Genomic DNA, 15,763 nt, shown 5'->3' with positions numbered 1-15,763 from the left:
ATAGTTCGCAGATTCTGGTACCGCGCATTTTTTAAGATATCTTGCTTGAACGGAGGTTGAATTATTATTACTATGCAGGAAAAAGTACTTACAATGCGAGGAATTTATAAAAGCTTTCCCGGTGTACGTGCCTTACAGAATGTTGATTTTACTTTATGTGAAGGAGAAATCCACGCACTGATGGGGGAAAACGGTGCTGGGAAATCAACCTTAATTAAAGTTTTGACCGGGGTCTATTCGAAGGATTTGGGAGAAATTAGTATTAAGGGACACGATAAGCCGGTTTTAATCAAGTCGCCTCAGGATTCTCAAAAATTGGGAATAAGTACAGTGTACCAGGAAATTACATTATGCCCGAACCTGACGGTTGCTGAAAACCTATTTATAGGAAGAACCAATAATATGTTGGTTGATTGGAAGAAGAACAACAATAGAGCAGAAACAATTCTAAAGGGTCTTGGGATACCGGCAGATCCAACACAGCAATTGTCAAACTGCTCTTTAGCAGTTCAACAAATGGTGGCGATTGCCAGAGCGATTGATATGGACTGTAAAGTGTTGATACTTGACGAGCCTACCTCATCACTGGATGAACAAGAGGTAGCTAAATTGTTCGCACTGATGCGTGAGCTGAAAGAAAGAGGAGTAGGTATCATCTTTGTTACCCATTTCCTAGATCAAGTCTACGAGTTATGCGATAAAATTACAGTTTTGCGAAACGGTGAACTTGTTGGGGAATATCAAATAAAGGATTTGCCTAAGGTTGAGCTTGTTGCCAAGATGATGGGTAAGGAACTTGGTGATTTAGCTGAAATACATAATGAAGCAGGATTCGACAACGATGGAGAAAAAGAAATTATCATCAAAACAGAGGGACTGTCAAGTGCTTCCGGTATTAAACCGTTCGATTTCTCTGCATACAAGGGTGAAGTAACGGGTTTTGCTGGGTTGCTAGGATCAGGTCGTAGTGAATGTGTTCGCGCGATTTTTGGCGCAGACAAGGTCTTGAAAGGTAATTTGAAAATCAAAGGTGAGAACATTAATATAACTTCACCAATTAAAGCGATGAAGAAAGGGATCGGTTATCTTCCGGAGGATCGTAAGAGGGACGGAATTATTGGAGATTTATCCGTTCGTGATAATATCATACTTGCATTGCAGGTTATGAGAGGATTCTTCAGGCCGTTTACGAAAGCACAGGCGCAAGCCTTTGCGGATGAGTATATCAAATTACTCGGAATAAAAACCGCATCTGCGGATACCCCAATTAACTCGTTATCTGGCGGAAATCAGCAAAAAGTTATTCTAGCCCGTTGGTTACTTACACACCCGGAATACCTTATTCTTGATGAACCGACACGCGGAATTGATATCGGTACTAAGGTTGAAATACAGAAACTGGTACTTAAGCTTGCCTCAGAGGGTATGAGTATCACATTCATTTCATCTGAGATTGAGGAAATGCTTCGTACCTGTTCCAGACTGATTGTTATGCGTGACCTAAATGTAGTAGGAGAGTTAAAAGGTGATGAAATGACACAGGATAAAATAATGTATACTATTGCGGGGGGAGTAAATCAAAATGTCGAGAAATAATAAAAAACTTGATTCCGATCAAACCGTATCGGTTTTTAACACATTGACAAGGCACAGATTGTTTATTCCCATTGCATTTTTGGCTTTTCTATTATTAATTAATGTGTTTATTAATCCTGGTTTTCTTAAAATCAGTATGGGTAAAGACAGTGCTGGAAATCCTGTATTAATAGGTAATTTAATCAATATCATTAACAATGCGACAGAACTTGTTATCCTTGCAATCGGAATGACTCTTGTTACGTCATCCTCCAGAGGACAGGACATTAGTGTTGGTGCTACCGTAGCGATAGTTGGTGGTGTGATAATGCGTGTATTATGCGGAACCGAGACTCAACCAGCTGCCTTACATGCACCGGTTATTGTTGCACTTTTACTTGGATGTCTTGCCGGTATGGCTTGTGGAGCATTTAATGGTATTCTTGTATCGAAATTTAACATACAACCGATGGTAGCTACACTCATACTGTTTACGGCAGGTCGATCAATAGGCTCCATGGCGATGGGTGGACTGAAACCGAAGGCGGTGAGTTCTTTTGGATATTATGGTAACTTTTATCCCGGGTTTCCTATTCCTATGCCAATTATAATTACAATTGGGGTTGTTGCAGTCACATACCTTGCGTTAAAAAAGACAAATCTTGGTCTGTACACCAAGGCAGTAGGTATCAATGAGAAGTCCTCAAGCTTGAATGGATTAAATCCCGCCTTGATTAAGTTTATGACATTTGTTATATTGGGACTTTGCGTTGGTATTGCCGGTTTTGTACAGGCAAGCAGGGTGCAAACCATTAATCCATACACGATAGTACCTAGTATTGAAATGGATGTTATCTTAGCGGTTGCTCTTGGTGGTAATTCGCTCGGAGGCGGTAAATTTAATATGGTAGGTTCAATTATCGGAGCATATACCATTCAAACGTTGACATCGATGTTGACCACATTGAATGTAAATACAAATGCCGTTCCAGTGTTCAAGGCTGTAATTATTATAGTACTTGTAGCGATCCAAACACCGGTGGTCAAAAGCTTTTTTGCTAATCGAGTAAAAACCTCAAAATTGACTGCAGTCGATGGAAAGGAGCGTGGTTAGTATGTCATTTTTGAATAAAGCGAAAGGTAGTGCTTCTGCAATAATCGCTCCAAACAAGTTAAAACGAAAAGAATCTTTTTCCGATACTGCTTTTTTATTGACGATTACGATATCACTGTTTATTGCAATCTATGCTCTTTCTATAGCATTCCTTGGGGATAAAGGGTTTAACAAAGTTCAGATGTTTTTCAATCTCTTTAATGAAAATGCTGCGCTGATTGTAATCGCGTGCGGTCTAACAATTGTTATGATAACAGGTAGTATTGATATCTCAGTAGGTGGTTCCACTGCGCTGATTTGTACCTCTTGTATCGTATGCTTGAATAATTATCACTTCAACTTTTTCACCACGCTGGTGTTAGCATTGGCGATTGGTATCGCGTTCGGTGCGTTTCAGGGATTTCTTGTTGCGTATCTAGATATGCAGCCCTTTATTGTTACCTTGGCAGGCATGTTCTTGGGGCGAGGGTTAGTTGCTCTGATTGAAGTTAATCAGGTACAGGTACATAACGCAGGTTTTGAGAAATTATCTGGTGCCCGAATCCTAATACCATTTTTAGGGGATGTTAACAGAAGAGGCAGATTTATTCAATCAAAGCTGGAATATGGTGTTGTTGTAGCAATTATCATAGTATGCTTAATGTTTTTGTTACTTAAGAAAACAAAGCTTGGTCGTAGTTTTTATGCAGTAGGTGGTAATGCTCAAAGTGCACTGATGCTTGGTATAAATGTAAAGAGAACCAGGTTCTATGCACATTTACTCTGTGGTATTCTTGCAGGTATTGGCGGGTTCCTGTATCTATTCCATACCAGATCCGGTTCCGTTCAACAGGCAACCGGTCTTGAAATGGATGCGATTGCAGCTTCCATCATTGGTGGAACACTACTTACCGGTGGTGTAGGTAATATCTTTGGTACATTATTCGGTGTATTAGCAAGTGGTATTGTACTGCTGGTTGTTACAGCGATTGGTAGCCAGGATCCTTGGTGGCCCCAGATTACAAGAGCTGCTATGCTTTGCTTCTTTATCGTACTTCAGAGTATTATATGTTCCAGAAAGAAGAAGTAAAGCTTATCTATGTTTAACCATCAGACTTGCGTATATAACATGAGTAATAATGGGTGCAAGAACTTGATACGATAAAACATATTAAAAAATAATATATGAAATTATTATTTTATATGAGAAAAAGTGGGGAATCACTTAGACATGGCTCTAAGTGATTCCCCACTTTTTTTAGTACCTTATTAAAATACGAATGTTTTACCATGATTTTTAAGTGGAGAATGGTTGGGAGATTCCTTTCTGTTAGGGAATATAAAAAATAACTGGAAACGCGATAATATATAAGAGAAGTGGAGCTAATAGTTATAAAAAAGATAATTTTAAATTATAGTTTTTGTCGCATTGAAAATGTAGAATTATTAAAAAAATAATATTTATAAATATGCTTGACATCGATAAATCTCTAAGTGCTACCATTTATATAGCATAAACAAAAGACATTCGAAAATGGATTGGTTTATGTTTTCGTTAGAATATCGTGATAGTTAAACTGTAGGCGATGAATATTAAATTAACATTATTAAGGATAAGGAGTAGTTTATTATGGCAGAACACATGAAAAAGAATTGGACCTCAGCAGATATTCCATCACAAAAAGGAAGATCAGTTGTTATCACAGGAACCGGTGGTATAGGTTATGAAACAGCCTTGGAGATGACGAGAGCAGGAGCTGAAGTTATCATGGCAGGTAGAAATATTAGCAAAGGAGAAGAAGCGATCAGAAAGATTAAGGCGGTAATTCCTTCCGGTAAAATCCGATTTGAGATACTTGATCTTGCAGATCTTGCTTCAATAGAAACATTTGGAAAGAAGCTGAGGGCAGAACACAAGAGTCTGGATATTCTTGTAAACAATGCGGCGGTTATGAATCCACCAAAGCGTAAGGTTACTACGGACGGATTTGAGTTACAGATGGGTACAAATTATTTTGGACATTTTGCTTTGACAGCGCACCTGTTACCACTATTAAAGAATGGGCATAATCCTAGAGTGATTAGTTTGGGTAGTGTAGCAAATCGTGATGGTGCAATCAATTTTAATGATCTTCAATCGGAGCAAGAGTATAAACCAATGGTAACGTATTCAATGTCTAAGCTAGCATGTCTAATGTTTGCATTAGAATTACAACGTCGTAGTGATGAAGAGGGATGGGGGATTACAAGTATAGGAGTTCATCCCGGAGTATCAAGAACTGAATTGATCCCAAATGGTTCAGGAAGGAATAGTGCAGCCGGGATTATTCGACGCTTTGGTTCCTTTTTATTTCAACCGGCAGCGCATGGAGCATGGCCTTCACTTTATGCCATAACAGCTCCTGAGGCAAAAGGAGGAACTTATTATGGACCATCCCGAATGAGTGAGACGAGAGGATATCCTACCTTTGCGAAAGTTCCACCACAGGCAGAAGACATTCAGGTTGGTAAAAAATTATGGAATGTATCAGAAAAGCTTACAAAGGTAGAGTTTAACTAACAAAAGTATTCAATATTATTTTAAATCTTAGGTTATGTTTTAATACCAATACATCTTAATTATTTTGCAAAATTAACAAGAGCTCATATCCGGTAAGTTAAGCTTATTCGGATATGAGCTCATCAAGTATGAGCTGTTATACTGGTCTGATTGATTGTAAAATAATTTTGTATATCAAGCGTCGATTATTATTTTTTCGCTTCTTGCTCAGCGAATATCTTTGAAAAGGAAGTGCCATCGTCATTATCATAAAGAGCAATTTTTAGATCAATAATATTTAAATTTTTCTTTAAACTATCGATTTGGTTTACAACATTTTTTCGATGATCAATCATAATCTGCTTACGTTGTTCATTGGTATCAGTTCCTTGCATAGCTAAATTAATATATGTTCGAATATCTTTTACTTGCATACCGGTGTTTTTTAAACAACAAATCAGTTTGATAACATTTAAATCATCATCACTAAACTGTCTGTTACCGGTGCTATTTCTTGAAACAAAAGGGAGCAAACCTTCTTTGTCATAGAAGCGAAGGGTATAGGGGGAAATATCACATATGTTGGCCACTTCATTAATAGAATACATATCGTTTCTCCTTAGCAATATTTTTTCAAAGGACTTAGACTTAGATAGAACTCTAAGCCCTTTGAATAGTATATGCTTTATTTGAGTAATTTACAAGATTTAATAATTGAAGGTATTTCATTGGGATTCGTCATTTTTTTTAGATAGTATTTTTCGTTTGTATTGTCGATGTTATCACTTATCATAAATTCACCACCTCAATACAAAATATTCTGTATATAACAATAAGTTGCAAAATAACTTAAAATTCACCCCTAAAATTTATGGAGCAATACTTATTATTAAATTGTGTGGATTTTGAGAAGTGATAGGAAAGATGTTATAATATGAAATAATTGTCCCTAAAAGATAGGTAAAGATGAAATACTAGAATGGATAAATATTTGTGAGAAAGAATAGTTAAGAATAGAACGAACAAAAAGAAAACTACCTATCAATTCATGAATGGATAAGTAGTTTTATCTCTCATTAATATTAATGGTACAAATAATTTCTCGTCATAGGAACCTCATCCACAACACCTTTTGAAAATAGAAATTGATGAATGTCGATATTACCCACGTTAAATGATGCAGCACAAGAATTAAGATAAAGTCTCCACATTCTGATAAAAGTTTCATCCTTCATTTTGCTTATCAATGGTAAGGCGGTCTCATAATTATTAGACCAGCATTCCAAAGTTCGTGCATAATGCCTTCTTAGGCTTTCTACATCAAGGAGGTAAAAGGATTCTGATGTTATATTACTTACTAATTCATTAACCGATGGAACATATCCACCTGGGAATATATATTTATTAATCCATGAATTATTACCACCATTAAAGCTTGTAATGCTATGCAGTAGGGATATCCCTCCTTTGTTTAATAAGGAGTTTACGACTTTAAAATATTCTGTAAGATATTCTTTACCAACATGCTCTATCATTCCAACACTTACAATTCTATCAAATGTGTTATTTTTTATATGACGATAATCGATTAACTTTACTTCAACAAGCTCTTCTAAGCCTTCTTCTTCAATTCTTTTGCTGGTTTTCTCCATTTGTTCCTGGCTTAGTGTAACACCGAGTGCTTTAACATTATATTTTTTTGCAGCAGTTAGTATTAATTCACCCCAACCACACCCGATATCAAGTAGAGTATTACCTTCTTTTAAGTTTAATTTTTTTAGTATATAATCCACTTTATTTTTTTGTGCTTGTTCTAGGGTATCGTTATCTGATGTAAAATAACCACAGGAGTAGGTCATAGATTTGTCTAGCCATAACTGGTAAAATTCATTTCCGATATCATAATGTGTGCTTATATTTTCTTTGCTTTTTCTTAGTGTGTTTTTAATTGGGTTCATTAGTTTGCCGTATTTCTCCTTGTCCCTTAAAAAACTTTTTGAATTCCTGTATAGGGATTCGATAACTTTTTGAATATTACCCTCGATTTCAAGCTTTTTTTGCATGTAGGCTTCCCCAAAGGTTAATGACGGATCTGCAAGAATCTCAGAAATCGATAAGGGTTCATTTAAAACAATCCTAAAATTAATATCTCCGGATCCATAGGTGATTTCTTCGCCGTCCCATAATTTTACGGAGCAAGAATCAGAAAATAAATTGGAAAAGAAACTCTTGTAAAGTTTTTTTTCTAACTTATTTGTTATAATTTTTTCTTTTACTGATATCATTTATTACATCACCTCATATGAAATTTGTATTATGTTTATGCATTATCTACTAGTTTATCCCAGGAGTGTCATAATTAATCATAGATACCTATGCATAGCCAATCATTAGTAAGTAAGTATTTGAACAATGTTATGAAATAACTGTAATTAATATTGGTTTTGACGCTGAATAATTATGTAACGTATAATTTTGCTTTCATATGAAAGTATATTGACTTCATATGAAAGCTTGGAGTATAATTTTATTAGTATGATAGAGGGGGTGTTTCTTTGAAAGAACGCCAAAATAAAATATTTTCCATACTGACAGAGCAACCTAAAGTGACGGTAAAAGAACTTTCTGATTTTCTTAAGGTCTCTGAAGTCACTATCCGAAAAGATTTATCGCAGATGGAGAATGACGGAATTCTTAAAAGGACGCATGGAGGTGCTGCGCAGATATCATCCGATTCCATTGAAAAGAGAATGCTGATTCGCTATAACGAAAAACTGAAGCTTGCAAAAGAAGCAGTAAAGCTTGTGGAAGACGGGGAGACAATTTTAATTGAGGCAGGATCTACTAATTCTGTATTTGCTAGGGAGTTAGCAGAAAACAGAGAAGTGAATATTATTACGAACTCACTTTATATTGCCGGTTTAATGAAGGGATATCATAATGTGCATGTAACAGTACTGGGAGGTAACTTGCAAAACGATGCTCAGGCCATGGTAGGACCTCTTGCAAAACTTGCGTTAAGCCAGATATGTGTCAGTAAGGCATTTATTGGAATGAGTGGTTTTACGGAAAGTCTGGGGTTTACCTGTACGGATTTTTTAAGAGCAGAAATTGGTAGAGAAATGAGCTTAAGGGCTCAGGAAGTTATTGTAATTGCGGAAGCCTCCAAGTTTAATCAGACCGGAGTAACTGCTATCGTAGATCTAGAAGAGGTGGATGTTGTTATCTCAGAACATGGAATAGCAGAAGATAAATTAAAGGTGTTACAAAAGCATAATATACAAACTATATTAATTTAAGTAATTTATTAAAGTGCATATTTTAAATATGAAGCTTGTGACTATGAAGTCCTCAGCACAAGCAAACACTTAGGGAAACATGTGTCTACGGATTAATAGTTACAGGTTAGGGAAAGGTAAGGTTATTATTATGAGTGAGAGAATTGTAAAAGTAGGATTAATCGGATATGGCTTCGGCGGCAGAATCTTTCATGCGCCTATACTTACCAGTGTGGCCGGTTTAAAATTGGAGATGGTGTATGAAACAAAACAGGACAATATAGCTGATATTAAGAAAAAGTATGCGGAGGCAGTCATTGTTTCTGATGTAGAGGATATCTTTAATAATAAAGATATTGAGTTGGTGGTAGTCGCAACTCCAAATCGCTTCCATTTTGAATATGCCAAGAAAGCGATGGAGAGTGGTAAACATGTTATTGTAGAAAAACCATTTACCATAACGAGCAAGGAAGCAGATGAGTTGATTGACATATCTCACAAGACCGGAAAACTACTTACTGTCAATCACAATAGAAGGTGGGATAGTGATTTTAGAACGGTAGAAGCAGTTATTAATAGCAAGCTACTTGGAGAAGTAATCGAGTATGAGTCCCATTATGATCGATACTCTGCAGAAGCAGGGGATAACTGGAGGGTACAAAAATCATCACCAGGTTCAGGTATGCTGTATGATCTGGGGTCACATTTGATTGATCAGGCATTAGTTCTATTTGGGCTGCCACAAGAAGTATTTGGATATGTGGACAAGCAGAGAGCTCAAACTGAGGTAGATGATTGCTTCGAGGTTATTCTAAGATATCCTGGATTAAAAGTTACATTAAAATCCGGTATGCTGATTCAGGAAAAGGGTCCACATTATTGTGTTCATGGAAGAAATGGTTCCTTTGTGAAATATGGATTGGATGTTCAGGAGGATGAACTCATCAAAGGGAAGGTTCCGAATGAATGTAGTGATTGGGGCAAGGAGCCGGAGGAATTGTACGGTAAGCTTAATACCATAGCTAACGGAATTCATATGATTGGAAAAGTGGAAAGTGAAACAGGTGATTATCGTTCATTGTACCGAAATCTATATTATGCAATTCTAGGCAAGGAAGATCTTGCAGTATCAGCACAGCAGGCACGTAATACCATTAGAGTAATTGAACTGGCATTACAAAGTAATACAGAGAAGAGATGGGTTACGTTTTAATAATCATAAGAAAGAAGGACAAAAATGAGCAAAATAAAAGTAAATTGGGGCGTTCTTGGATGTGCAGGAATCGCAGAGAAATCAGTTATTCCCGGAATATTAAGTGCGGAAAATGCAGTACTTTATGCGATAGCCAGTAGAGGAGCAGGAAAGAAATTAGATGATTTTTGTAATAAATTTAACCCGGTTAAGAGATACACCAGCTATGAAGCTTTGCTTGATGACCCGGAGATAGATGCGGTATATATTCCACTACCGAATGCATTACACTATGAATGGACACTAAAAGCGGCACAAAAGAAAAAGCATGTGCTTTGTGAAAAGCCGTTGGGAATAAGTGCAGAAGAAGTAAAAGCCATGAATGAGGCAGCCGATCAGAATGGAATAATCCTTATGGAAGCGTTTGCTTACCGCCAAAGTCCATTAACCAAGAAGGTAAAAAGCTTAGTGGATGAGGGAGTAATTGGTAAGGTGAAATTCATCGAAGCACATTTTAGTTATTTTCTAAAGAATAGAGAAGATGTTAGAGTGGATAAGTCCTTGGCAGGAGGAGCAACATATGATGTGGGATGCTATAACCTGAATATTATTCGCCACATTGCCGGTTCTGAGCCGATTGAAGTATATGCTACCGGAGAGATCGGGAAGGAATCAGGTGTGGATGAAAGCAGCTGTATTATGATGGAATTTGAAGGAGGATTAAAAGCGGTCTCCTATTGTGCTCTTAACTGTGCATCAAGAAGCGAATATACGATTGTTGGAGAAACCGGTATCATTCATGTTCCGGTACAATTTAACTCAGAAGGGGATACCACAATCATTATTAAAAAAGATTCCGGCACAGAAGAAATTAATATTCACTGTCCTCATAACTATATGCTGGAGGTTGAGCAATTTGGAAGATGTATTTTGAATGGAGAAAAACCTTTAATAACATTTGAAGATGCTTACTATAATGCAAAGTTGATTGACATCGCATTATCACAGATGTTTGAAAATTACAGCGTACATTAGAATAGAGAGTATACTAAAAATTGTTCTTAAAAATAAATATTATTGAATTTAGATTGTTCGCAAGAAATTATTGTAGGGTAGTCATACAATAGAAGATTATCTCAAGATTGATTTGTACTTATAATCAATTAATTAGTATTGATAGTATGGAGGACTTGTATGGAATATAGCACAGAGTTTATTAATGCTCTAGAGAAACAAGAAGCAGAACTACAGTTTAACGAATTTAATAGTAATACTGCATTGGAATTAGGATTAAAGCTGGTGGAATTAGCAAGGTCAGAAGGATTAGTGATTACGATTGACATTACTCGTAACGGACATCAGTTATTTCATTATGCATTTGAAGGAACTGGACCGGATAATGATCAGTGGGTAATACGTAAGAATCGGGTGGTTAACCGGTTTAATAAAAGTTCAATGTATATTGGCGCTACCTTACGTAATTCCGGTAGAACCATGGAGGAGGCTTATCTATTAAGCTCGTTTGATTATGCGGCTCATGGAGGAGCATTTCCGATAAGAATTAATAATGTAGGAGTGGTAGGTACAATTACAGTATCCGGCTTGCCTCAGGAAGAGGATCACGCTCTTGTTGTAAAAGCAATCAAAGAATATATAGGAAAATAGCCAGAATATTATCAATATTATAAAGAAAGAGTATCTGTTCAAAAGAGAATGAGCAAATACTCTTTCTTATATTATTGATAACTTCTCATTATGCAATTATATTCCCACTTGCAAAAGACAGGTTAGGATGATAGACTTTTTAACTAATAAAAGATTGGTACTCATTGTATGCATTAAATAAAAGCAAGGAGAAACAATATGGAGGATTGTGCTAAACCAGAGATTAAGAAAAAAATTGAAGCAGCAGTGAATAAATTTATCGAACAATATTGTGCTCAGGTAGGGATAGAGAACATATGGCAAGAACCAATTATTAAGTATGCTGATGCAAAGGATCCGAATTTTCAAGGACTAAAATCGATAGTATTAGAGAATCATTACATCCCTGATGATTTTCTCCCCGATGCGTTGAGTGTGTTATCATACTTTATACCGTTTAGAGAAGAAGTGGTAAAGAGCAATATTGGAGGGGAGGAAACTTCTGCAATCTGGGCAAATGCTTACTTGGTAACAAATGAGCTAAGTTTTCATTTGAATGATTATTTGATAGAAATAATTAAGGAACTTGGATATCGTGCAGTAGCTCCTACTGATATAGGAATGCTAGAGGATGTGTTAATGAGCCGATGGTCTCAACGCCATGTTGCCTATCTCGCAGGGCATGGAACGTATGGACTAAATAACATGTTGATTACAGAAAAAGGGTGTGCAGGAAGATTTTTTTCTATTATTACTACATTACCGATTGAGGCAGATTCAGTTGTTAAGGAAGAGCGGTGTCTGTATAAACGTACCGGCAAGTGCAAAGCCTGTGTTAAGAAATGTCCCACTGGAGCTTTGACAGAGCAAGGATTTGACCGATTTCTCTGCTATACGATGTGCATGAAGAATGAGAAGAAATATAGGGATGCAGATGTATGCGGTAAATGCGTAGTGGGCGTTCCTTGTACCTTTAAGGCGTTATAATAACTTCACTATTACATATAAACCCGACAATATTGTGCATGAATAGTCGGATGAGATAAAGAAATCTTTGATATGATTCGAGAGGAAAGGAGGTTGTTTGATGGATTCAATCAGTAATATGAATAAAGCGTTAGCATATATTGAAGATCATTTGGCAGAAGAGATTGATTATAGTGAGATGTCAAAAATCGCGCTATGTTCTGAGTTCCATTTTAAGAAGATGTTTTCATTCTTATCAGGAATAAGCTTGTCAGAATATATCCGAAGAAGGAGGATGACATTAGCAGCTCTGGATTTGAAGAATAAGGATTCTAGAATAATCGATGTTGCTGTTAAGTATGGATATAACTCGGCGGATTCCTTTTCTCGCGCATTTCAAACGATGCATGGTATTCTTCCTTCGGAAGCTAGAAGTGAGAATAGTAAGCTTAAAGCGTATCCAAGAATGACCTTCCGATTATCAATTAATGGAGGATGCGAAATGAATTATCGAATTATTGAAAAAGAAGGTTTTAAATTACTTGGATTTAAGAAAAGAGTACCAATCGTGTTTAACGGTACTAATCCTGAGATTACGAAGATGTATGGTCAGCTTACATCTTCAGTGATTGAACAATTGAAAGCATTATCAAATGTAGAACCATATGGTATTATCAGTGCTTCAACTAATTTTTCAGAGGGTAGAATGGAAGAAAAAGGAGAGCTGGATCACTACATCGGTGTCGCTACGACAAGCAATGAACAAAACGAATTTGATGAGCTTATTATTACTGAAGGTACATGGGCTGTATTTGAGTCAGTTGGACCTTTCCCGGAAACGCTTCAAAATGTATGGGGAAGGATATATTCTGAGTGGTTTCCGTCATCAGGATATGAAGCAGTTGAAGGTCCGGAAATCCTGTGGAATGAGAGTAAAGATACTCAGAATCCAAATTATAGAAGTGAAATTTGGATACCGGTAAAAAAGAGAAAGTAAAGAGAAAGAAAAGAAAAGAGAAAGAAAAGAAAAGTAAAGTAAAGAAAAATAAAGAAAAATAAAGAAAAATAAAGAGAGAACCTACAGTTTGGTGATTCAACCTGACTGTAGGTTTTTTTGTAACGTGATCAATTAATTGCTAATAATGTCAATAAAGCTATAGGAAAATAATCTTAATTTTATTGACATCATAAATATGTTAATTTATACTAATTACGGTAATAAAATGTAATTTAGATAATTTCATTTTATACATCAATTATTAAAATTAATATTATTGGGGAGGCAATATGAAAAAAATCATATCTTTTTTAACATTAATCGTATTATGCTTATCACTTATAGTACCGATTAAGGCCGAAGCGGCAACAATCAAACTTAACAAAACATCTTTAACATTATACACGGATAATACATATTCATTAAAGATGTTAGGCACTACAAAAGCAGTTAAGTGGACTACAAGCAATAAATCCGTTGTAACAGTATCAACCAAGGGATTGGTAAAAGGAATGAAAGCCGGTTATGCTACTATTACTGCAACAGTATCAAATAAAAAGTATACCTGTAAAGTAACAGTGCCTGTAATCAAGATGAACAAAACAGTACTTACCGTTGAGCAAGGTAATTCTTTTGTACTTAGTATGTCTGGCACTTCAAAAGCAGTGAAGTGGTCAAGCAGCAATCCAACGGTCGTTTCAGTGACTAGTAAGGGTGTAATCAAAGGCGTTAAAGCCGGAACAGCAGTGATTACCGCAACAGTATCAAATAAAAAATATATCTGTAAAGTAACAGTACCGTTAATAAGAATAAGTAAAACAGCTATTTTAGTAGAACAAGGTAAGACCTATACACTAAGTTTATCCGGAACTACAAAACCGATATTATGGTCAAGTAGTAACAAGTATGTTGCTACAGTAACTTCAAAGGGATTGGTAAAAGGTATTAAAGCAGGTACTGCAACAATTACAGCTACCGTTGCAAATAGAAAATATAGCTGCCAAGTAACCGTTAAAGACGTGTTCAATGCTCAACTGGCACAAAATGCCATGGTTAAAAGAGAATATAACTTAGGCAACGAGGTTGATGTAGTTATTTATAATTCCTACAAATTTGCATATAAAGTAGTAGCAACTGCAGTTTTCTACGACGCTAATGGAAAGATGTTAGGAACATCATCAGACGACAACTACTACGTTGATAGGGGATCTAAGTTTGTGTTATCTTTCCAAGGACCTTATGATAAAGATTATAAAGCTCTCAGTTATAAAAGTTATAAAATTTTATATAGTATTGAGCCTATTACATCCTCTAAAATGAGCAATTATAAAGATATCAAAGTTACCTCTAATTTAGGAACTGACTCTGTCATTGCACAAGTAACAAATGTTGGAAAGGCCAGTGCTGATTACACAAATATAGGAGTTTTGTTTTTCAAAGACGGAAAAGCGATAGGATATACGAGTTACTATGCAGATGTAGAAGAAGCTGGTTCAACAGATTTTCTTGAGTTTGGTTACCCATATGATTCAGATTTTAATGATATTGTCCCAGATCGTTATGAAATATTTGTGAATTATTCGTATTATTATGAATGGTAAAGAGCTATGTTTGGTTGTAAAAACAAATATATCAATTCCAATTTCGTATTAATATAACTATCAATACGTATATTACGTTATTATTTGAAAATTATAAAGGACATTATATGACCTATAGTCTTGGTGTTAACACCTTGATTATAGGTCATATTTTGTTCTGAAATATTCGTAAAAGACACTCATTTAAAATAGCTTGCAATAAGCTGAGGGATTTTATCAGTAGCAGTTTTTATAGCACTTTGACGTTCTTCTTCCGTTGTTCCAGTTCCGTCTACTAATAATTCATCAAAAGTCTGGACACCGATAAACTTGATGATTTCATGAACATAGTTTAATCCTTTCGAAAGAGCTGGCTTTAATATCCAAGGGATATTGGCACCAGATGATTGAACGTAGATAAAGATTCTTTGTTTGTCATCTAAAAGACCATACGGTTTATTGTTTTTAAACGATATAGTCTTTTCGGTTTGGATAATACAATCCAGATATTCTTTTACAGGAGCAGGAAAGGACAAACTCCACATCGGTGCGGCCAGAACATAAATATCAGCTGCTCTAAACTGGTCACAGAGTTGTTCGATTTTCGAAACCTCTTTTTGTTCTTCTGGCGAAAGTTTACTCCTAGCTTCTGAGCTTACAATTGCACTTCTACTTTCATAATAACAACCTTTAACCTGAGGAATATGATCTTCGTAAAGATTTAATTGCTCCAACTCTATCTCGGGTACTTTTTCGAGGATGGCATTGACTAATTTTCTGCTTACCGTTCTACTGGATGATAACTCTTCTTTTTTTGAGTTTGCTATAATATAGAGAATTTTTTTCATAAATAATGCCTTCTTCTTGTAATTATTATTTAAGATATTATGCGTTATCAT

The 15,763-nt window shown here is 35.9% G+C and carries 14 protein-coding genes; 11 read left to right on the top strand and 3 right to left on the bottom strand.

The window, feature by feature from the left end; all coding sequences use genetic code 11:
- Window positions 1–93 precede the first annotated feature (93 nt).
- From AC6IWN_RS08845 to AC6IWN_RS08830, 4 genes are all read left to right on the top strand, one after another.
- A complete protein-coding gene (locus tag AC6IWN_RS08845; protein ID WP_497992012.1) occupies window positions 94–1,596 on the top strand; it encodes a sugar ABC transporter ATP-binding protein in 1,503 nt (500 codons plus the stop codon).
- Entirely contained in the window at window positions 1,583–2,689 is a 1,107-nt protein-coding gene (locus AC6IWN_RS08840; RefSeq protein ID WP_497992011.1) for an ABC transporter permease, read from the top strand. Before AC6IWN_RS08845 ends, AC6IWN_RS08840 begins: the two co-directional genes overlap by 14 nt.
- A gap of 1 nt (window position 2,690) precedes the next feature.
- Window positions 2,691–3,758, top strand: coding sequence for an ABC transporter permease subunit (locus AC6IWN_RS08835; protein WP_497992010.1), 1,068 nt, complete (start codon window positions 2,691–2,693; stop codon window positions 3,756–3,758).
- Between the two features lie 540 nt (window positions 3,759–4,298).
- Entirely contained in the window at window positions 4,299–5,228 is a 930-nt protein-coding gene (locus AC6IWN_RS08830; RefSeq protein WP_497992009.1) for an SDR family oxidoreductase, read from the top strand.
- Window positions 5,229–5,416: 188 nt separating this feature from the next.
- Here AC6IWN_RS08830 and AC6IWN_RS08825 read toward each other — a convergent pair whose 3' ends face one another.
- Complete coding sequence (locus AC6IWN_RS08825; RefSeq protein ID WP_497992008.1) at window positions 5,417–5,815, bottom strand: MerR family transcriptional regulator; 399 nt, start codon at window positions 5,813–5,815, stop codon at window positions 5,417–5,419.
- 474 nt (window positions 5,816–6,289) lie between these two features.
- Window positions 6,290–7,492 (bottom strand): class I SAM-dependent methyltransferase, encoded by a 1,203-nt coding sequence (locus AC6IWN_RS08820; protein ID WP_497992007.1) that lies wholly within the window; start codon window positions 7,490–7,492, stop codon window positions 6,290–6,292.
- 270 nt (window positions 7,493–7,762) lie between these two features.
- Between AC6IWN_RS08820 and AC6IWN_RS08815 the strand changes: the two genes are divergently transcribed.
- The 7 genes from AC6IWN_RS08815 (at window position 7,763) to AC6IWN_RS08785 (ending at window position 14,885) form a co-directional block, all read left to right on the top strand.
- Entirely contained in the window at window positions 7,763–8,506 is a 744-nt protein-coding gene (locus AC6IWN_RS08815) for a DeoR/GlpR family DNA-binding transcription regulator (protein WP_497992006.1), read from the top strand.
- A gap of 130 nt (window positions 8,507–8,636) precedes the next feature.
- Entirely contained in the window at window positions 8,637–9,698 is a 1,062-nt protein-coding gene (locus AC6IWN_RS08810; protein WP_497992005.1) for a Gfo/Idh/MocA family oxidoreductase, read from the top strand.
- Window positions 9,699–9,722: 24 nt separating this feature from the next.
- Window positions 9,723–10,712 carry a Gfo/Idh/MocA family protein gene (locus AC6IWN_RS08805; protein WP_497992004.1) on the top strand — a complete coding sequence of 330 codons (990 nt, stop codon included), beginning with the start codon at window positions 9,723–9,725 and terminating at the stop codon, window positions 10,710–10,712.
- A gap of 159 nt (window positions 10,713–10,871) precedes the next feature.
- Window positions 10,872–11,342, top strand: a complete 471-nt coding sequence (locus AC6IWN_RS08800; RefSeq protein ID WP_497992003.1) for a heme-degrading domain-containing protein — start codon at window positions 10,872–10,874, stop codon at window positions 11,340–11,342.
- Between the two features lie 198 nt (window positions 11,343–11,540).
- Window positions 11,541–12,308 (top strand): hypothetical protein, encoded by a 768-nt coding sequence (locus tag AC6IWN_RS08795; protein WP_497992002.1) that lies wholly within the window; start codon window positions 11,541–11,543, stop codon window positions 12,306–12,308.
- A 100-nt stretch (window positions 12,309–12,408) separates the two neighbouring features.
- On the top strand, window positions 12,409–13,284 hold the full coding sequence (locus tag AC6IWN_RS08790) for an AraC family transcriptional regulator (protein WP_497992001.1): 876 nt from the start codon (window positions 12,409–12,411) through the stop codon (window positions 13,282–13,284).
- A 290-nt stretch (window positions 13,285–13,574) separates the two neighbouring features.
- Complete coding sequence (locus AC6IWN_RS08785) at window positions 13,575–14,885, top strand: Ig-like domain-containing protein (RefSeq protein WP_497992000.1); 1,311 nt, start codon at window positions 13,575–13,577, stop codon at window positions 14,883–14,885.
- A gap of 179 nt (window positions 14,886–15,064) precedes the next feature.
- Here AC6IWN_RS08785 and AC6IWN_RS08780 read toward each other — a convergent pair whose 3' ends face one another.
- Window positions 15,065–15,763 carry an FMN-dependent NADH-azoreductase gene (locus AC6IWN_RS08780; protein WP_497991999.1) on the bottom strand — a complete coding sequence of 233 codons (699 nt, stop codon included), beginning with the start codon at window positions 15,761–15,763 and terminating at the stop codon, window positions 15,065–15,067.

Source organism: Variimorphobacter sp. HTMS_6 (assembly GCF_059717775.1).
This window is presented reverse-complemented; position numbering and strand designations above follow the sequence as displayed.